General features: G+C 64.8%; 13 protein-coding genes and 5 pseudogenes. 11 read left to right on the forward strand and 7 right to left on the reverse strand.

Going from position 1 to position 18,902, the window contains the following annotated elements; translation table 11 throughout:
* Positions 1–390: 390 nt before the first annotated feature.
* Complete coding sequence (locus ACZ7P3_RS41860; protein WP_472089939.1) at positions 391–639, reverse strand: hypothetical protein; 249 nt, start codon at positions 637–639, stop codon at positions 391–393.
* A gap of 258 nt (positions 640–897) precedes the next feature.
* On the opposite strand from ACZ7P3_RS41860, the pseudogene ACZ7P3_RS41865 reads away from it, so the two are divergent.
* Together ACZ7P3_RS41865 and ACZ7P3_RS41870 are read left to right on the forward strand one after the other, a co-directional pair.
* Positions 898–1,083: pseudogene (locus ACZ7P3_RS41865) on the forward strand (hypothetical protein); the annotation flags it as partial.
* 107 nt (positions 1,084–1,190) lie between these two features.
* Positions 1,191–1,661 (forward strand): annotated as a pseudogene (locus ACZ7P3_RS41870) (transposase); the annotation flags it as partial.
* A 267-nt stretch (positions 1,662–1,928) separates the two neighbouring features.
* On the opposite strand, the gene ACZ7P3_RS41875 reads toward ACZ7P3_RS41870, so the two are convergent.
* The 5 genes from ACZ7P3_RS41875 to ACZ7P3_RS41895 form a co-directional block, all read right to left on the reverse strand.
* Positions 1,929–2,737 (reverse strand): IS5 family transposase gene (locus ACZ7P3_RS41875; RefSeq protein ID WP_472089940.1). Its coding sequence is split into 2 segments (ribosomal slippage): positions 1,929–2,417 and positions 2,420–2,737, totalling 807 coding nucleotides; the frame shifts between segments, so codons are not numbered across the junction.
* A gap of 74 nt (positions 2,738–2,811) precedes the next feature.
* Complete coding sequence (locus tag ACZ7P3_RS41880; protein WP_472089950.1) at positions 2,812–3,372, reverse strand: NUDIX hydrolase; 561 nt, start codon at positions 3,370–3,372, stop codon at positions 2,812–2,814.
* Positions 3,369–4,694 carry a hypothetical protein gene (locus ACZ7P3_RS41885; RefSeq protein WP_472089941.1) on the reverse strand — a complete coding sequence of 442 codons (1,326 nt, stop codon included), beginning with the start codon at positions 4,692–4,694 and terminating at the stop codon, positions 3,369–3,371. The genes ACZ7P3_RS41880 and ACZ7P3_RS41885 overlap by 4 nt, the downstream gene beginning before the upstream one ends.
* Positions 4,695–4,899: 205 nt before the next feature.
* Positions 4,900–5,871 carry an IS3 family transposase gene (locus ACZ7P3_RS41890; RefSeq protein ID WP_472089942.1) on the reverse strand — a complete coding sequence of 324 codons (972 nt, stop codon included), beginning with the start codon at positions 5,869–5,871 and terminating at the stop codon, positions 4,900–4,902.
* A complete protein-coding gene (locus ACZ7P3_RS41895; protein ID WP_472089943.1) occupies positions 5,841–6,161 on the reverse strand; it encodes a transposase in 321 nt (106 codons plus the stop codon). Before ACZ7P3_RS41895 ends, ACZ7P3_RS41890 begins: the two co-directional genes overlap by 31 nt.
* Before the next feature lie 58 nt (positions 6,162–6,219).
* Here ACZ7P3_RS41895 and ACZ7P3_RS41900 point away from each other — a divergent pair, with 58 nt between their 5' ends.
* From ACZ7P3_RS41900 to ACZ7P3_RS41925, 6 genes and pseudogenes are all read left to right on the forward strand, one after another.
* A complete protein-coding gene (locus ACZ7P3_RS41900; protein ID WP_472089944.1) occupies positions 6,220–6,849 on the forward strand; it encodes a hypothetical protein in 630 nt (209 codons plus the stop codon).
* On the forward strand, positions 6,812–7,396 hold the full coding sequence (locus ACZ7P3_RS41905) for a tyrosine-type recombinase/integrase (protein ID WP_472089945.1): 585 nt from the start codon (positions 6,812–6,814) through the stop codon (positions 7,394–7,396). Before ACZ7P3_RS41900 ends, ACZ7P3_RS41905 begins: the two co-directional genes overlap by 38 nt.
* Positions 7,393–10,002 carry a tyrosine-type recombinase/integrase gene (locus tag ACZ7P3_RS41910; RefSeq protein WP_472089946.1) on the forward strand — a complete coding sequence of 870 codons (2,610 nt, stop codon included), beginning with the start codon at positions 7,393–7,395 and terminating at the stop codon, positions 10,000–10,002. The genes ACZ7P3_RS41905 and ACZ7P3_RS41910 overlap by 4 nt, the downstream gene beginning before the upstream one ends.
* Positions 9,999–10,664 carry a DUF6262 family protein gene (locus tag ACZ7P3_RS41915; RefSeq protein ID WP_472089947.1) on the forward strand — a complete coding sequence of 222 codons (666 nt, stop codon included), beginning with the start codon at positions 9,999–10,001 and terminating at the stop codon, positions 10,662–10,664. The genes ACZ7P3_RS41910 and ACZ7P3_RS41915 overlap by 4 nt, the downstream gene beginning before the upstream one ends.
* A gap of 1,287 nt (positions 10,665–11,951) precedes the next feature.
* Positions 11,952–12,288 (forward strand): annotated as a pseudogene (locus ACZ7P3_RS41920) (transposase family protein); the annotation flags it as partial.
* A gap of 626 nt (positions 12,289–12,914) precedes the next feature.
* A complete protein-coding gene (locus tag ACZ7P3_RS41925) occupies positions 12,915–13,958 on the forward strand; it encodes a hypothetical protein (RefSeq protein ID WP_472089948.1) in 1,044 nt (347 codons plus the stop codon).
* A 343-nt stretch (positions 13,959–14,301) separates the two neighbouring features.
* On the opposite strand, the gene ACZ7P3_RS41930 is transcribed toward ACZ7P3_RS41925, so the two are convergent.
* Positions 14,302–15,711, reverse strand: a complete 1,410-nt coding sequence (locus ACZ7P3_RS41930; protein ID WP_472089951.1) for a recombinase family protein — start codon at positions 15,709–15,711, stop codon at positions 14,302–14,304.
* On the opposite strand from ACZ7P3_RS41930, the pseudogene ACZ7P3_RS41935 reads away from it, so the two are divergent.
* The 3 genes and pseudogenes from ACZ7P3_RS41935 to ACZ7P3_RS41945 all read left to right on the forward strand — a co-directional run.
* A pseudogene (locus ACZ7P3_RS41935) lies at positions 15,706–16,264 on the forward strand (transposase); the annotation flags it as partial. The gene ACZ7P3_RS41930 and the pseudogene ACZ7P3_RS41935 sit on opposite strands and share 6 nt — an antisense overlap.
* A gap of 907 nt (positions 16,265–17,171) precedes the next feature.
* Positions 17,172–17,366: a helix-turn-helix domain-containing protein gene (locus ACZ7P3_RS41940; RefSeq protein WP_472089949.1), complete on the forward strand. Its 195-nt coding sequence runs from the start codon at positions 17,172–17,174 to the stop codon at positions 17,364–17,366.
* A 651-nt stretch (positions 17,367–18,017) separates the two neighbouring features.
* Positions 18,018–18,809: pseudogene (locus ACZ7P3_RS41945) on the forward strand (IS256 family transposase); the annotation flags it as partial.
* Between the last annotated feature and the right edge of the window lie 93 nt (positions 18,810–18,902).

Genomic DNA, 18,902 nt, shown 5'->3' on the forward strand with positions numbered 1-18,902 from the left:
AACTCTTCCGGATAGGGCTTGGGCACAGCGACATCCTTCCCACCCGCCCCTCAGGGCAAGCCAGTTCAGATGTCACCCGATCGTGCAGCAGACCCAAACTCGGCGGCGACAGGCAGAGCGCCCAGGCGCTTGGTCACCACGGACTCAAGCACGACCTTCATGCGAGGCATTCCGTCCGTGGCCTTGGGGACCAGGAAGTCATCGACACACCCGGACCAACGCGGCTACACCGGCAAGACTGTCAAACCATCTGATTCAGCGACCCGGGAAGTACGGAGCCAGCGCCCCGTCATCCCAGCGTGCGCACAGGCGTTTCCACAGGTCAGCTCACATTTCCGCACCCTGGAGGTTGTCCCGTATGAGGTATGGGTTATCCGGTGAGGGCCAGGTTCACTTGCGAGAATGGGGCTCTTCAGGGCTCGCCGCAAGCCAATCACGCACGACTTGCGCATCCTGAACACGACCGAGGGCGAGGAGTACCGCCACCTGCAATCTCAACACGCTATGCAGCATCGAGATGAACCTTGCGGGTTCCACGGCTATAAGCGTGCGGTAGATCTCCACGGCCTCTGCTGCGACCGCACCCCGAATCAGCTCGGCAGCTCTCGGCGCCGGATGATGTGAAAGCTGGCGCATCATCAGTGGCTGATCCTGAGCTGGCAGCCCATGAATCAGGATCCGTGCGCGCAGCGGGCAGCACGTTCGGAGCGTCACTCTGGGTGGCCAGGGTTCCAAAGGGGCAGCTGAGCAGTGCAGCGGACCGCTGAGCGATGATGTTGCCAGAGTGACGGAGTCGATCGGGGGCCTGCCATGCATCTGAGTCGCGTCAAGGTGAGCGGTCTGCGCGCGAGCGCAGAGACGCCAATGAGCTGCGACCTTCCTGGCAGGTTCAGTGTGATGATCGGGCCCAACGGCGCGGGTAAGACCACACTCACCGACGCGATCTACCTCGCGCACCCAGGAAACCGGTTTCCGGTGCTCCCGAGGCCGACTTCAGCCGCACTGGCATCGCCCGATGCCGGCGTCGAGCGCAGCATCGACATCTCGTACGCCCTGGCCGACGACCTCCACGCCGAGGGACGCCTCGGCCGCGAGCTTCACACCACAGGGCACCGCCGGCTCGGCGGAGAAGCTGAATCCTGGAGTGTCTCCCTTCACCGACAACTGGGAACGGTTACCTCGCGCCTGACAAGCAGCCACGGCCTCGCCCGGAAAATCGACCAGTTCAAGCTGATCTATCTTCCCGCCTGGCGTCATCCACTGGACGAACTGGCGCGCCGCGAGGTGCGCATCCTGGTGGAGCTGCTACGCGCACGGCAGCAGGAACTCCACGGCAGCCGCAACCTGGTAGCTCTACGGGCCCGCGCCGCCCGCGCCACCGGCCTGCGCAACCTCCCCCTCCACGACACCGCCCAGAACCAGATCTGGCTAGAGATCATCCAGATGGCGCTCGACCTGCTTGCCTGGATGCCCCTGCTCGCGCTGACCGGCAAAGCCCGACTCTGGAACCCCGCCGACTGCGGCTTCGACTGTTCTCCACCGCCGCCCAGCTCATCACCACCGGCCGCCGCCGCTACCTCCGCCTCGCGGCGCACTGGCCCTGGACCGACGTGATCACCGATGCCCTGGACCGGCTCCACGCTCTCCCGAACCCCGGCTGACCAGCACCTTCCCGTCCCTACGAACAGCACCACCCCACTGGAGCCGTGGAACCCGGCGCCCACCCGGCACGACAGCCGGGCCATCAGTCTGCCCACAGGCAGAAATCTCCGCCCTGAACGAGCAGAAAGAGTCCGTCAGCAAGCTGACGGACCCTCATGCAAGATCGAGGCTAGCCGTTGCGAGACCGCCTGGATCGTCCTGGCTGTCGACCCTGAACTAATATAAACAGTCGAGATTGCGTGTAATCCTAAGAGCTCGTAACACGATCATGAGTGTGCTTTCTTGAGGCGTCGCCAGCAGATGAGGCTGCAGGCCAGGGAGACGAAGGCGTCGTGGAGTTCGGTGCGGCGTTCCCAGCGGACCGCGAGGCGTTTGAAGTGGTGGAGCAGGGCGAAGGTCTGCTCGACGACGTAGCGGAGTTTGCCCATGCCCTTGATGTTCGGGGCGCCCTTGCGGGAGATGACGGGCAGGATCCGGCGCTTGCGGAGTTCGTCGCGGTTGGGGTTGGAGTCGTAGCCCTTGTCGCCGAGCAGCGCGTCGGGACGCCTACGGGGACGGCCGGGGCGGCCGGCGACGGGCGGGATGCCGTCGACCAGGGCGAGGGTCTGGGTGACGTCGTTGACGTTGGCCGCGGTGATGATGACCTTGAGTGGGGTGCCGCGTCCGTCGCAGATCAGGTGGTGTTTGCCGCCCGTCTTGCGCCGGTCGACCGGCGACGGACCGGTGTCGGCACCTCCTTTTTCGCGCGGATGTGGGAGCCGTCCACGCACGCTCGTGACCAGTCGAGTTCGCCGACTGCGTTCAGTTCGGCGAGCAGGATGCGGTGCAACTGGTCGAAGACTCCGGCCTGCTGCCACCGCTCCAGGCGGCGCCAGCAGGTCTGGCCGGAGCCGAAGCCCAGCTCCAGCGGCAGGAGTTGCCAGGCTATGTCGTTGTAGAGGACGTAAAGGATGCCCTGGAGACAGAGTCGGTCTGCCACCGGCCGTGGCCCCGGCGACCGCTCAGGCCAGGGCGGCAGCAGGGGTTCGATCAGTGCCCACAAGTCGTCGTCCACGGTCCACGGCCGAGTGCTCACACCATCACGAACGGCCGAATCGTCTGACCGGTCACGCCCGACCAGGGCATCTCAACAAGATCGTGTTACGAGCTCTAAAGCAGTCCGAGGGTAGATGCAACTCCAATGGCAGCTAGCGTAAAGCCATCGCTAATTTGGCCAGAAGCTATACAGCTCTCCAGTGAAGACTTATCAATCCACTGAACGTCGGCAATCTCTTTTCTGTCTCCAGGATTCGCTACTGGTGACGAGTAGCGCGCCAAGAATAGGTAGACGTCCCCAGAGAGTAGGCCAGAATTTGAAGTAAGGGACATAAGGAATCTAAGCTCCTGAGGCGCGTACCCGATCTCTTCTTCGAGCTCGGCCAATGCGGTAACCTGTGGGCTTACACCGTGCGCAAACCCTCTAGGGATTCCCCATTGCCACCTCCCGATTGGGTAACGATACTGACATACTAGACAAATTTTGTCTGCTGTCAGAGGTAGCATCGCCGCCCCCGGCCTCCCTTCTGCTTCTACGATGCGAATATGCTTCCCCGGCTGGCCATTAATGAATGCAACATCGTCATCGTATATTTGAACAAACGGGTTAGCGTAGACTTTCCATTCGTGTATTCTCTGGATGGACTTCTGACTGTCAAATCGAGGGAAGATCATCGCTCTATCTCCAGTGAGGTCGAACCAGCCCTCACGGTTTGCCTCCACTTCTCTCCTTCTGTCACTTCCATCTTCTTTCGTCGCCTTCTCTGTCTTCTCTGTGCAATCGGAAGGTCAGGCAGCACCCCCAGCAGACTTCCCAAAACTCCCCCTATCACACCGCCAAGCGGCCCAATCGTACTTCCGATAAGTGCGCCCGTAGTTCCGGATGTCGCGGCTATGGACCCCTTTACGACGAGTGTTGGCATTTGCAATTTCAAGCACAAGAGATTGCTATTTTCTACTGTAGTGATGCCGATACAGCGTTCATGCTCTTTGAGTATTCGTTGCAGCCGACGCGTCGGACTTTGTGCCTCAAGGTGCGGAAGTAGTTTGCTCACCTTTTCCCACGTTAGCCACTCACCGAGACGATCATCGCCGACGAGATCTACGAACTCAATGCCCACCGACGTGCCATACGGCAAGAATTCTGCAATATCATCAGCCACCACTCGATCACCGCAGTTAAGAAAAACTCCGGAGGCTTCCACGGACTCGGCAAGCCTGGCGTTGTAAACCGCATCAATGATGTCCCTAGCTTCATCAATTGCGCGCCCGTCTTCAGTTCCCGAGTGGTCAATTCTGTAGTTTTCCAAAATCTGGTACCAGGCAGACCTGCTCTCTCGCGTCTCATCCAACATCTTTTCCGAATTATCGAGCATCCGGCGGACAGGCGTACCTGCTGTCACATCATGGCTGGCAAGCGCCGAGAGTCGATTCCTTACTTGCGCATACAGTGTTCCTTGCGCTCCTCTTGCCACGCCGGCTGGCCTAGTCTGGAGTTCGCTATCCAATTCGCGAAGCCCTTCTATACGGCTGGCAAGTTCGGGATTCTCCAGAGACTCAATCTTTTCCGGGTGGTGATCAAGATAATCAATTATGCGCTTGCGTAGCTCAAAGTCAAAATTGAGCTCGGGCCACCCAGAGAGAACGTAATGCCGCTTTCCGATTGCGGTACAGAAAGCATTGACAAGTGTGCATCGCTCCTGCCTTGCCCCTGTTTGCCGCAATGTTGGAGGAAAGAACTTTACTCTGATCTCCCCCTTGCGGAAAAGCTCGCGCAGTGAATCCGAATTCTCGTCATTCATTGCCAGTTGCGCGAGCAGAATGGCATTATCGTACGCTTGATTCTGTGTGAGGATTGGGCATGAGTTTCCGATCAGCATATCGAGCATCAAGATGCCCAGAGCGTCGAACTCTCGCTGCAGGAGAATGGGTTCCTGAATTTCCGTCGTGAAGCGTACCGTGTCAAGGACGCCATAGTAATTCTGAGCCGCCTCCATCTCCTCACCTGCCTAGGTGTGGGATGACACTTCCAGCATCGCTCGTTCAACCGGAACGCGCTACTGCTCCGGGAAGGTCTTATGCCGTGTCCTGCATGGTCAGCTTGAGGAAGCCACGTGAGCCTGCCGCGGTTGAACACGACGGGTGTCCTGCAGTGCTCGGGACCTCTCATTCTGGCCCCATATTGCCTCCCTCAGGCCAGGGTTAGCCTGACTCGTGACAGCGGGCGAGCCTCGATGTGTCAATCCCCCGGTTTCGTGGAGACCTTCCTATGCAGCCAGTTCCTCGGTGAAGCTGGCCCAGTAGTCGTGTTCGTAGTCGATCGGGCTTTTCCAGCTGCACACGCTGTGTAGCCGTCGAGTGTTGTAGAAGTCGGTGATCCAGGTCGCGATTCGGATCCGGGCCTCGGTGCGGGTGACGAAGGTGTGCCGGTGCACGTACTCGACCTTGAGCACGCTGTTGAAACGCCTCGCTGACGGCGTTGTCGAAACACGAGCCGACCCGGCCCATGGACTGGGTGACGCCCAGCTTCCGGCAGGCCCGACGGAACTTCCGCGAGCCGTACTCGCTTCCGCGATCGCTGTGGAAGATCACACCGCGGACGTCCCCGCCGCGGGTTGCGGCGGCCATGTGGAGGGCAGCGACCACCAGGTCGGCGTCGTGGCGCTCGCCCATCGCATAGCCGAGCAGGCGGCGGGAGAACAAGTCCATGACCGTGCCCAGATAGAGCTTGCCCTGGCCTGTTTCGATCTCCGTCATGTCCCCGCACCAGACCAGGTCGGGTGCCTCGGCGGTGAAGTCCCTCCGCACGAAGTCCGGAGCGGCCGGACGTTTCCCCGGCCGGGTCAGCCCTCGCCGTCTGGAGACCTTCCGCGCGACCAGGCCGAACTCGGACATGATCTTCGCGATGGTATTCACCGAGACCCGCCAGCCCTGCCTCACCAGCTTGATCCAGATCTTCGGTGAGCCATAGGTTCCGCCGGAGTCGTCGAACTCCTCCTTCACCGCTTCGATCAAATGCTGTCTGCGCAGCTCACGCCGGGTGGGCCGGCTGGTGCGGTGCTTGTAGAACCACGCCTCGCTCACGCCCAGGGCGCGGCAGGAGACGCGGTGCGAAATGCCGTGCTCGGTCCTGAAGCCGCTGATCACCCCGACGACGGACGCCGGGTCCGCCACGGATACTTCACCCACAGGACCATGCAGCGTTTGAGGACATCACGCTCCATGACCAGTTCCTTGTTCTCCCGCTTGAGCTGCCCGACCTCCCGTCGAAGACGCTCCAGCTCGTCATTCCCGCCGGCCGGTGCGGTTCCTGCCCGACGGGCGCGGGAGACCCAGCTCGCCAGGGTGGTCTCGTTGATCCCCAGGTCTTCGGCGACCTCGGCGATCGTCTTGCCGGTCTCTGTGACGATCCGTACGGCCCCCGCACGGAACTCCGGATCGAACTTCCGTCGCTTCTCCGCCATGACTCCCAACTTCCCCTGCAGTCACGGTCTTCACGCTACGAGGGGAGGGACAGGTCACGTGGCACAGAGACTGGCGATGGGTCAGCTCAGGGTGCAGAAGGTACGGCACCGGGATGGCAGCCGTTCGTACACCATCTTCGACTCGATGAGCGGGCTGCATCCGGCTGCGGAGCGGTACCTCGCCTCGTACGCGGGCAGGGGCTCGGACCGGACGTACGCGTATCTGCTCGTCGATCACCTGCGGTGGCTGGAGTATGAGGGGCTGACGCCCGAGATCGTGGGGTTCCGGGATCTTAAGCGGTACATGAAGGCGGTCGGGGCAAAGGTTCCGATGCCGTACGGATCGCCGTGGCGGGTGGGCAAGCGTCCGTATCAGAGCGACGCTCTGCGGGGTGCCGCGGCCTGTCTGAAGGGCTTCTACCTGCGGCAGGCCGAGCTGGGCATCAACGCGGCACTCGCCGAGGCCCTGGATCTGGAGCGGCTGCCGACGCAGGGCGACAGGGACCGTGCTCTGCTGGGCCACATCAAGCGGAGCATGGACGCCAACCCGCTCGCGCCGAATGAACTGCGGCGTCGGCACAAGAAGATGCTGCCGGACGGAGCGCGAGGTCCTGCTGGAGGAGGTCAACTCGGCCCGCGACCGCATGACCGTGGAGTGGCTGAGCGACGGCGGCCTTCGGATCGGTGAGTTCTGTGGTCTCCACCTCGCCGACCTGCACCTGCGGGAGAATGCGGCTTGCGGCGAGTGCCGCACTCCGCACGCACACGTCTGTCACCGCGAGGGACTGGTCACCGACGCCCGCGCGAAGACGAAGTGGCCCTGGGAGTTCGAGGACGGGGTGATTCGAGGCGGGCTGGTCAAGCGGGTCAGTCCAGCAATGATTCACTCCTACTTCGACTACATGATGAGCGAGTACCCGCGCGGCGCCGCCCACGGCATGCTGCTTGTCCAGCAGCACGGAACCGCCAAGGGATTGCCCTGGGCTCCCGAGGGCGCCCGCAAGATGCTCAAGCGGGCGGGCTTCCGCGCCGGTCTGGGATTGATCCGCCCGCATATGTTCCGTCACACCTGGGCGAATGCCGTGCTGGACGCCGCGGACGGCAACCTGGTCATCGTCCGGGACGCCGGCGGCTGGGCCTCGACCCAGACGGTCGATGAGATCTACGCGCACGTCGATGTCAACGACCCCGCCTTCAACTCAGCCCTGCTGACGGCGTGGGGTGAGATGCAGTGAGTGAAACCCTGCTGCCGCTGCACACCATCGTCGACCCGGCCCGGCGCCGGGAGACCCGCGATCGCCTGGAGGTGCTGACCGCCCTTCTCGGCGGCCCGCACGTCGAGCCGCTCTTCCGCGAGGCACTCATCCACGTCCCCGCCGACCACCCGGTCTTCGGCTGGCTCTGCCGGGTGGAGGACTGCCACCACTCCCGCACCAACGCCCGGGACCTCTGCCACCCCCACAAGATGGAGTGGGAACGCGGCCGCCAGGCGAACCCGGAGCTGACGCGCCGCGAGTTCCTGCGCGATGCGAAGCCCGCGAAGTTCTACGACCGCATGGGCGAGCCCCCGGTCTGCCGGATCTGCAAGGTCCGTCCGGCCCGCCACCACGGGCTCGAGCTGTGTCTGGCCCACAACGGCCGCTGGAAGAAGGCCTTGGCCACCAACCCCGCTCTGGTCTTCGAGGACTGGCTCGCGACGCAGACCGAGCCGTTCCACGGCTACGGCGACTGCGTCGTCGCCTCCTGCCAGTCCCTTTCCAACAGTCCTCTCGGGCTCTGCTGGGTCCACGAGACCCGCTACGAGGCGGAGGACCGCCCCGGACATGCCATGCGGCCGCCGAAGTGGTTCAACCGCTACGAGAGGGTCGGCCGCCCCGTCCCGATCCTCTACGGAGACAAGGCCGCGTTCCGGCACTGGTGCAAGACGACGCACCCGGTCTCGCGGGCCGGAACGATCAACCTCCAGGGGCTGACGCCGCTGGTGAGAGCCGAGTTCCAGTGGGCGCTGTTCGCCCACACCCAGCGAGGCGCCCACACCTACTGGCCGACCTGGTGGATCCAGCAGCTGGTAAACCTGGTCCGCGAACGCCGCGTCGGCTCGCTGACCGAGCTCGCCGAGGAACGCAGTCAGCTCGACTCCCGCAAGCGGTTCATCCTCCACGAGGCCCTGACCGAGCTGCGGATCGTCTACTTCACCACCGAGGAGACGAAGGAAGCCGGCTACATCGAGACCGAGCACTTCGGAGTCAAGTTCCCCCAGCGGCACAGCAATTGGGACCTCACCGACGTCCCCCAGCGGTGGCTGCGGGACCTGCTCTGGGAACATCTCGCCGACCGGCTGCAGTCCCCGAAGGGCCCACGCAGCACCGGCCCGCTCGACAACGACCGGCGGGCCTGCGTCGAGCTGGGCACCTTCCTGGAGATCACGGCCCCCGAGGGCGGACACGATCCGCGGCTGCTGGACGCGGTGCACATGGAACGGTTCGTCGCCGATCACAACCGGCGGATCCGCGAGAACCTGCCCTCGCTGGGCGTCCGCAGCCATAACGGGGAGCCGAGCACGGTCACCGAGAACACCGGCCGGTTCATCTTCAACCACGCTCGGGTGATCTTGCGCTTCGCGCTGGACAGCGGGCGGGCCGAGGAGATCGGGCTGTCGAGGAAGTTCATCGTCGCCCTGCCGACCGCCGGCGCCCCCACTGTCAAGGCCCGGCGCCCGTTCCCCGACCCGGTCGCCCGGGCCCTGGCCGACGCGTCGAACCTGGAGATGCTGGCGGACCGCTACGACCCGAACAACCACGGGCTCCGCGACGCCTGGGAGGCCCTGGTGTTCACCGGCCGCCGCGCGAGTGAGGTGCTGAAGCTGCGGCTGGACTGCATCACGATCCACCGCCGGGTCCCGTTCCTCTGGCACGACCAGACCAAGGTCGGCAACCTCGACGAGGCGATCCGCATCCCCGAGACGCTCTACCTGCGGCTGCAGAAACGCCAGCAGATCACCCTCGAGCGATTTGAGGACCGTCACGGCCGGCCGCCCACCCCGAAGGAGCGGGCTCTCCTGGCCCTGTTCCCTTCCCGCAGCCGCAACCCGAAGGGCACGGTCCCGATTTCGTACACCTTCTTCCATACCGGCTTCAGCAGTTGGCTCGAGGACCTCGACATCGGCGCATGGGTCCCCCACCAGGCACGACATACCCTGGCCACCAATCTCCTCAAGCACGGCGCCGGCCTGCACCACATCAAGAAGTACCTCGGCCAGGTCTCCCAGCGGATGGCCGAGCACTACGCGAAGGTCGCCTCCTCGGAACTCGATCAGGTTCTGGAGCGGGTCTGGGTCGGTGGCCCGGGCTCGGCCAACCCCGGCCAGCTTCTCGTCTCCCCGGCCGAGGGCCTGACCAAGGCCGAAGCCGAGGCGATGGCCTTGGATTTGGCCCGCCGCAGCACACCGGCCGAAGGCGGCTTCTGCACGTTCCAGGCCGTGGTTCGCGGGGACGCCTGCCCCTGGAACATGGACTGCCACAACTGCGACAAGTTCGTCATGTCCGGCGCCGACCTCCTCTACTGGCGCCGCAAGGCCGAGCAGTGGCGAACCCTCGCCGAAAGGGCCCCCGACGACGCGACCGCCGACTACCTGCACCAGGCCTTCGAGCCCACCGCCCGCGCGATCGATGGCCTGGAGAAGGCCCTGGCCGCACTCGGCTTGCTCGAGGAAGCGCTCGCGCTGGACCTGCGACGCCCTCAGGACTACTTCCATCGCCTCTGGAGCCTCGCCTTCAGGGCCAGTGACCTCGCCGACGCGCACTACGACGACAGCAGCGACTTGCCGGAGATGACCGCATGACCGCCCCAACCGTTCCGGCCGCCCGCACCACCCAAGCGCTGGAGGTCCGACGGCAGAAGACGGTCGCCAGCCTGGCCCGGGTCAGCGACGTCCTGGACCGGATGATCAAGGCCCGGGCGCCCATCACGATGGCCGCGGTTGCGCGGGCCGCGGACGTCTCGCGCACGTTCCTCTATGAGCACGTCGACGCCCGGGCTCTGGTCGAGCAGGCGATGAACCAGGCCGCCGGCCGACGCGTTCAGGACCGTCAAGCCGTGCAGGACGAGCTCGAAGCGTCCTGGCGCGAGCGAGCTCTGAACACCGAAGCCGCCCTCAAGACCGCTCGCGCCGAGATCCTTGCCCAGCGCGAGCAGATCGCCGAGCTGATCGGGCAGGTCCGGGACCTGCGGAGCGAATGGTCCCAGGAGGACCTCGCCCGCATCATCACCGAGAACGGGAACCTGAAGCGGCGAGTCCGCGAGCTGACTGCCGAGGGCAAGTCCCTGACCGGGAAGTTGTCCGCCGCCCGCGACAACGTCCGCTTCGCCGACAAGCGCATCGCTGACCTCGAAGTACAACTGGCCGACGCCAGCCATCCGCTAAGGCACGCTGACACGCCTAACCCTGAGCATGTCTGGGCCGTCAACTACCCCTATTCGGTCCTATCCCTGATCTTCCTCTGAAGTGGGTCGTTCCCCATCCAGGGCCTCTTCACCGTCCCAAGGCTCGTCGTCGCGCTTCGCCGGCCAGGCATCCTTCGTCTGAAGGGCCAGCGAGCCAACGGCGGCCACAGCAGTGACCCACAGGGCAAGAGCTTCTGAGTCCATGTTCGGTCCTCTCGGATCAAGCAGGACCTCGCACCGAACTACGCGGTCAAGCGCCGTCTACGCTCTCCGCATGCATGCAGTTGATGGCGGTCCCTGTCGACTGAACGACGGAGGACCGCACGACCCGGCGCTCGGGGGACTCTGGGTTCCGCCAGGACGAGTTCGCCTGGTGGATGACACGGTCGGACGGGAATCGGGACGTCCTGGACAGACGACGGCGGCATGTCGTCACCGCCGTCGACGCTGATGATCAAGAGCGCTAGCAGTTCACCCAAATGGGATGGCTCGATACCCAGGAGTGCTAGTACTCGCAGAACGCGAAGGGCAGCACGGGCCTGGCTCAGCAACTGACCACCATGCTGGTCAGGACCGTCGGTGCTCTCAAGGCCAGCAAGCATCAGCAGCGTCTCTGGCGTCATGGCCCTCAGATCCGCCAGGGGCTTGCCCTGAAGGGAGCTCAGCACCCAGAGCGGAACATCGGCGGAATTCAGCATCCGCATCCGGCGAGGGTGACGGTGATTCCGCTCCCGCTGTTCCGCTTCGAGGTCATCGATGTGCTCCGCAGCCCTCCACAACCCCCACACGACCTCCAGCACCATGCCAGCGAGCATGCAACTGGCCGCAACGTGCTGGTCCCCGAGGGCCCTGATTTGCTCTGCATACCCTCGGAAACAAGCGCCGAATGGGCCCTCAGGAAGCCATTGGGCCACGGACAACACGAGCTCAGCACGCTCCTGAGGCCCCATTGCTGCAAGCGGGTGCCCTTCCAGAGCCCCCCTTGAGCCATAGGCAAGCTCGTTCCGACCCTGACGGATCGCCTCAGCATCGGCTCGAGGGAGGACCTCCATCATCCGTCTCGCCTGACGCACGGAGAGGGAATCAGCAGCCGAAAGCCCCTGCGCAGAGACCCACTGCCCGGGCTGCTGCCTCCCCCCTAAGTCCATGCCTGCAAGGCTACCGACGCCGGAGCCACGTCGCCGCCACATCACCCGATCTAGTGCCGAATCAGGTGTCGTCACCGAACATCGCGAACATGTCCGCTAGGTTCAGCAGCAGGTCACGGCCCTAGCGCTCACCTCACGGCCGGAAAAGTCGAGCAGGTGGCTGCGAAGGTTTGCGGGGCACCCCGGCCTTGTGTAGTTCGACCGGATCGCCGCGGACCGGCCCTGCTCCGGCAAGAAGCGGCACGGTGACATGAACGTTCAGGTGCTGGCCGGTCCATTCGGGAGTTTACTGTGGGCCTCGCCCGCGCTGCCCGGTGCGACGGCACGACCTGAAGGCGGCGGCCCGCGAGCACGGCATCATCGACGCCCTCGGCGAGGCTGGCCTCAAGGCTGACGCAGACAAGGCATACCAAGGCGCGGCCTGGAACATCCGAGTTCCCTTCAAGGGGCGCCGCGTCAAGCGGTGGCAATGACGTCATAACACCACCAACGCCAAGATCCGCTGCGTTGGCGAGCAGGCCATGGCCACGTTTCGTGTCCCCCGTGCCGACCGCCCAGCAGCCCGGCCAGTACGGGCGCGGTCCGGCTGTGAGCGGGCCGGCGTCGGCGTACGACAGGAGGATCGGCAAGCGACGCCCAGCCCGCCGACGCGGCCACAACCACCCGTCTCGGCATGTGACGGGCTTGGGGGAAGCCCTCCACCTCGTGATGACGGGCCTTGAGTGACAAGTGGGTGCCCTGGGGCAACTGACCGCGCTGGAGGGGCCGCGTTGTCGTAGCCGTACGCCAAGATGACCAGTCATGGCCAACCACGAAGAGGAACGCCCTGATGCGGCGGACGACGACCTCGAAATCGAGCCTTGGCATGAGTCGGATCTGCTCCGGGATCTGGCCGCCCTGCGGTCGGTCTCCAACACACAGCGCCGCGGCTACACGCTCGAATCACTGCTGGAGCAGATGTTTCGACGGGCTCACTACCAGGTCGTGCACAATCCGAGGATGGCGCGCCCCCGGCAGACCGACTTTCGCGGTCATCTCCCACAGCCGCCACTATCTGGTCGAAGCGAAGTGGGAGCGCCGACCTGCCGGATCCAAGGTCGTAGATGCGGTCCGCAGCCGCCTGGGCCGTCTCGACGGCACTGTTGTGGCTCTGCTGTTCACCATGTCCGGGATCACCGAGCAAGCGGACGAGGCGATCGTCGGGGACCGCAGGGATGGACTGGTCCTCGTCTTCGACGAGGTCGACATCCTCAGGGCTTTGAGGGACCCGCAGGAGTTGGACCGCCTTCTTCGCCTGAAACACGATGAACTCGTTGTCCACGGGCGCTTCCATCGCGGCGAAAAGGAGCGTGAGGCCGAGAAGGCCGCCCGCAGTTCGCGCAAGACGGCAGGGAAGCTGCCTACGAGCCGCTACAGGCTGCTCAACGGCAGCGGGGACACGGTGCCATGGTTTTACGGAGCAGGAGGGTTCAGCCCCGGGGTCTTCTGCCTGGACCTGCCCGATGTCGACTGGGTGCCAGCTGCGGGAAGCGGCGTGTGCCTGGATATGCCAGTCACCGCATGGGGCCAGCCTGACCTCCTCCGCCTCCTTGACGCGCTGAACGAACTGGGGTGGATGGGAGAGCGGAGTCAGTGGAGCATCCAGCAGCATGGCCGGAACTGGCATGGCTGTGGTGCCGATGGCTTTGCCGAGGCCCTCAGGAACTGGGAAGAACGGACCAGTGAGCTTGAAGATCCGCACCACAGCGAGGAGTTCGTCTACTTCGAAGTCTGTGACGGCGGTTTCTACACTGTGTCAGGCAGCATCTCCGCAGAGGAAACACGCCACGTCATGCGCTGCAATGTCTCCTTCCAGCTCATCGGGGTGCCGCTGGACCCTGGCTCGCTGCAGCAGCTCCACCGGCAGTTCGACGTCCCCAGCCGCGGCTACTTCCGTCCGCTGGTCGAACGGTCAGTCACCCGAGAGCGATTCGACGGCCGCATCCCGCTGCAAGTGCTGGGGTACGTCATCGAGCCCGCCGATCAACGCTGGGACGAGGAAGACTGGGTCGTCGGCCTCCTGGCGGTGAATCCCTTCTACGGCACTGGCCTCCAGCCGCCCGACGATCTGGCAAGTGACCTGGACCGCGCTGGCGTGATCGTATGCAACCTGCGCTCGTACTATCCCCTCAGCAAGCCGCAGGAGCGCTACGAACTGTGGTCGTAGGAGCGGGCTAAGACTTCAGACGCCCACGCGCTGCGCATTGTCGCCGAATGGTGGGAGTCTGAGGACGGCGACGAGCAGCGACCGGCTGTTGGGCGTGGAAGCGGCCGACCGCAGGCGACGACTCCTCAAGCAGCGCCTACAGCCTGGTCTCTGACGACCACGTGGCCGTGAACTGGTCTGAACGCTCCGATCTTCCCGTCGATGCCCAGCCGTCCGGGCGGAAGCTGACCATCGGCAACCTGTGGGCCCCTGCGTATCAACGGTCACATAGGGGGCGAGCGGCATCCGCCGTAAGGGTGCGCATTGAACGCGCACCCTTTGTGCGGCTGCTCCGCCTGCGGGGTCAGCCCATCCCCTGGAGCGGCTCGATCTGTACCGATCGCGGATCGAACGTCGCCCTGCCCGGACGGCCGGGCAGGAGCGTTACCGTGGCCAGCGTCGCGACCACCGCGCGCTGCCGGTCCAGCATCAGATCCTTCCAGGCCTCGGCGGGGTCTTCGGCGGTCACGATGTCCACCAGGATGCGCGACCGCTGCAGGGGCGCCATCTGCGCCTCGACATCAGCCAGCCGGGCCTTGATCCTGCGGGTAGCGGCCTTGAATTCGGCGGCGTCCGCATCGTCGTCATCCGCGAACTCGTCGGTCAGAACCCTGATTCGGGACCGCAAGGCAACGGCCTTCGCCCACAGCTCCTCCGTCCTTGGTGCGGTCTCCTCGACGAGGAGATCGACGGCGTCGGGGCGCGACAGGCGCCGGATCACGTACTCCTCGACGGTGAGGTCGATCGGCTCCGTACCGCGCGCCAGGTGCTTCGTCTTGCGGCACCGGTACAGCGGCGCCGTGAGCCCCCGCGTGCCTTTCGGGCCGCCCCGCGACCCGGACGTCACGGTCGTCCCGTCGTCGCAGACACCGCACCGGGCGATCCCCGACAGCAGCCACCGCCGGCCCGGTCCCGGGCTCGTCGCCCGGCTCTCATCCTCAAGGACGTACTTCGCCGCCCGCCATGTGGCCTCATCCACGATGACCGGCCACTTGCCCGGGTACAGCTCGCCGCGGTACTGACGCAGCCCTGCGTAGCGCTCGTTCAGGAGTACGCCGCGGATGGCGTTGTGTGACCAGGGTTTGCCGTTGCGGTTGAGGATGCCCCGCTCGTTGAGGTCGGCGGCCATGCCGGAGAGGGTCGCTCCGGCGAGCAGCGCGTGAAAGCAGTCCTTGACTTCGGCGGCCTCGTCTTCGACGAGCTCCGCGCCGTCTGCGGTGTAACCGAAGCAGCGCGGCCCGGTCGGCGGCAGGCCGCGTTCGACGCGCTGGCGCATCTCCCGCTGCTCCCGCTCCGACATCTGCTCGACCTCGAACGTGTCGACCTCGCCGAGGAGGCCGGCGAGGAGGCGGCCTGCGGCCGTCGTGAGGTCCAGCTCGGGGCCCTTGACACACAGCACGGACACCTCGTGCTTGCGGAGGATCTCGATTCCCTCGGCCCGTTGGCGCCGGTTCCGCCAGAGCCGGCCGAGCATGTAGACGATGATGACGTCGACTTCGCCGCGCTGTACGGCAGCCATGAGGAGCTCGTACTGGGGGCGGTGCTTGCCGTGGGTGGCCGACTTGTCGTTGTCCCGGAAGCGGCGCTCCTGGAGGGGGATTCCGCGCCGTTCGGCCAACTCTGCGGTGTCCTCGCCTTGACGGATGACACCGTCATCGTCGCCCTCATCCGCCTTGCTGATGCGCTCGTATGACGCACCCTTCGTGTACTTCACCAGGCCGTACTCAAGGTGCCGCCCGCGGCATGGACCCCGGCCGTCGAGCCCGACGGAGAGATTCGTGACGGGGCTGGGTCGCCGAACTCACCGGCGGCGTGCTCGACGGCTGGCCCAAGGGCATGCGGCTGATCGTTCGGAAGGAACGACCGCACCCCGGTGCCCAGTTGAGGATCACGGACGCCGACGGCATGCGGATCACCTGCTTCGCCACCAGCACCACCGGCCAGCCCATCGCCGGGCTCGAACTCCGCCACCGCCTGCCGGCACGGGCCGAGGACCGCATCCGGGCTGCCCGCGCAACCGGCCTGCGGAACCGGAGCCTCCCCCTGCACGACACTGCCCACAACAGGGTCTGGCTGGAGATCGTGCAGATCGCACTCGACCTGCTGGCCTGGATGCCGATGCTTGCGCTGAACGGCAAGACCCGGCTCCGGGAGCCCCGCTGCCTGCGACTCCGCCGGTTCAGCCCGGCCGGCCAGCTCGTCACCACCGGCCGCCGCCACGTCACCGACGCCTCGAACGGCTCGACCAACTGCCGAACCCGGTCTGACCAGTAGCTTCCCCGTCCCTACAAGCAGCACCATCCGTCTTCGGAGCAGTGGAACCCGGGGCCACCCGACACGGCAGTCGGGCCACCGGCCTGCCCGCAAGCAGCCACGGAACGCGAAACGGTCTGCCGACTCCGTCGGCAGACCGTCACGAAAGATCGAGCTAGGCGATGTCTCAGTTGGCGATAGAGCCCCTTCGTGCAACTCGTACCAATTGCTCAACTCACCAGGTTCCCCTGTCTGAATGAAGTCGAGAACGATGTCCCAGGCATGATCGATAGTCAGCGCGAAGTCTGCGGTGACCCTGCGCAGGAAGGAAGCCGTCCGCTGGCGGGCGAACGGAAGGATGTGGAGACGAAGGCAACTCTCGTGGACGGCGATAGTATTCTCCCGCCTCCCTCGATGGCGCATGTGCTGGAGTATGTGCAGTGCGTAGAAGCTGACTGTTTTCGATTTGCCGGCTCCTCCTGCTTCTGGTGTGAGCGCAGCCACATGGTGCATGACCTCGTCCCAGGTAGCGAATGAGCTCTGTTCCTTTCCGGAGTTCGCGAGGTAACGAGCCTGCCAGCGGAGTCCTCGTCCGTGGTCGGCGGTCGGATATAGGGGTCGGAAGCTCGTACCGCAGAGGCGCGGGAGGTCACCTCGCTCGGGTTTCGGATATCTCTTGTGCCAGCGGTCGAATGGGACGAGTCCGTCGGGCACAGATTTCCTCACGCTTCCTCGGGGGTCTGTTGTCGGTCTGTCCTGGTGGCTTCATGGGTACCGCATGCAGGGCTTTCACGGGCAACTCTTTCCACCGCGGAACATGATTATGCACAGTTGTTCATGGTGTTCTGATCGGACAGCAAGTGGTGTCACACTGTGCAAGACCGTGACGCGACACCTGACCCCCGCCTCCTGTCTCTCGGTATGCAGATCCGCAGAATCAGAGAAGAACGCGGCTACAGCCTCGAACAGCTCGCCGAAAGAAGCGACCTGAGCTTTCGCGGTCTCATCTACATCGAGCACGGTCAGAGAAACCCCAGCATCCTCACCGTGGTTGACATTGCGAAGGCCCTCAATGTCACCCCGGGCGAACTCACTGACCACCTGGCGGCCGAATAGGCAGGAACCCCGCAGGCCGCGCTGATGGCCAGACGGCCTCGTCGACTACCGCGGCTGCGACCACGAGGGCCAGCCGACGATTGCGGTGCCGCCGCGTCTGACTCTTCATCCCGTGCGCGGCGAGCCAAGGATGGCTTTCGGCCGTCGACAATGGTGCTGCGCAGAGCAGTTAAGTCACTTTCCTGCCGCAGCAGTCCTTGAACTTGCGTCCCGTGCGCATCATGCAGGGGCACGGGCTGTTCCTGCTCGGCCGAACCACAGTGAGCGGCACAGTGCCGCCGACTGTGTGACCCAGTGCAATGGCGCGAAAGAGGTAGGACGGGTCGTCTGCGACCATGCCTTGCAGGTTCCTGCCGATGACTACGGTCAACGCCCCCTCGAGTGCCCTCTGATACCAGAGTGGGTAGAAGTTGAGCGGAAACGAAGGCAGGAGCAGTCCGTGCGGGCCGACGATGGACAGTCTGTGGTCTTCCAGGCGCGCTTGGACGCACCCGTTGTTGACGGCGGGAATTTGGCGCAGGGCCAGAGGGAGCAATGCTCAAGACCTGTGGATCGACCCCGGGGCGGACGCGCAGGGCGTACCTTCCCGGGTGATCGATTGACTGGAATCGAGTAGGCCGACGTTGGCCCGTTGGCTGGGAAGGTACGCCCATGCTCACGGTAGTCACCGAGGACGGCTCGACGCGAGGCGGGTCCCTGATCGACGAGATCGTCCGGGAAGGCGCCAGGCGGATGCTGGCCGCCGCGCTGGAGGCCGAAGTTGACGCCTACATAGCCGAGTTGGCCGACGAGAAGGACGAGCGCGGGCGGCGGCTTGTGGTCCGCAACGGACACCACCTGCCCCGGAACGTGACCACCACGGCCGGGACGATCGAGGTCAAAGCTCCACGCGTCAACGACAAGCGCATCGACGAGGAGACGGGCGAGCGCAAGCGGTTCTCCTCGGCGATCCTGCCGCCCTGGGCAAGGTAGTCCCCGAAGATCAGCGAGGTGTTGCCGCTTCTCTACCTGCACGGCCTGTCCAGCGGCGACTTCGTGCCCGCGCTCGAGCAGTTCCTCGGCTCCTCCGCCGGCCTTTCTCCGGCCACCGTGACCCGGCTGACCACCCAGTGGCAGGCCGACCACAAGGCGCTCGGCGAGCGCGACCTGTCCGCCACGGACTACGTCTACGTCTGGGACGACGGCATCCACCTGCGCATACGCCTGGAGGAGACCAAGGCCGCCGTCCTGGTTGTGATGGGCGTGCGCGCGGACGGCACCAAGGAACTGATTGCCATGGCCGACGGCTACCGGGAATCCGCGGAGTCCTGGGCGAGCCTGCTGCGGGATGCCGCCCGGCGGGGCATGCGCGCTCCCGTCCTCGGCGACGGCGCCCTCGGCTTTTGGAACGCGCTTCACGAGGTCTTCCCCGAAACCCGTCACCAAAGGTGTTGGGTTCACAGAAGCCGTAAAGAATCAAGGTGCTGCTTTACAAGGGTGGGCTCGTTGTCAGGGTATGGCGGTTCCGAAGGAGATCTTTTTCCAACTCCAGTGCAG

Source organism: Streptomyces sp. NPDC107581 (assembly GCF_055657175.1).

Coding starts and splice junctions, on each gene's coding strand:
- ACZ7P3_RS41940 (WP_472089949.1), top strand. CDS start 17,172: ATGCAGATCCGCAGAATCAGAGAAGAACGCGGCTACAGCCTCGAACAG.
- ACZ7P3_RS41895 (WP_472089943.1), bottom strand. CDS start 6,161: ATGGCGGAGAAGCGACGGAAGTTCGATCCGGAGTTCCGTGCGGGGGCC.
- ACZ7P3_RS41860 (WP_472089939.1), bottom strand. CDS start 639: ATGATGCGCCAGCTTTCACATCATCCGGCGCCGAGAGCTGCCGAGCTG.
- ACZ7P3_RS41885 (WP_472089941.1), bottom strand. CDS start 4,694: ATGGAGGCGGCTCAGAATTACTATGGCGTCCTTGACACGGTACGCTTC.
- ACZ7P3_RS41925 (WP_472089948.1), top strand. CDS start 12,915: ATGTCCGGGATCACCGAGCAAGCGGACGAGGCGATCGTCGGGGACCGC.
- ACZ7P3_RS41915 (WP_472089947.1), top strand. CDS start 9,999: ATGACCGCCCCAACCGTTCCGGCCGCCCGCACCACCCAAGCGCTGGAG.
- ACZ7P3_RS41880 (WP_472089950.1), bottom strand. CDS start 3,372: ATGATCTTCCCTCGATTTGACAGTCAGAAGTCCATCCAGAGAATACAC.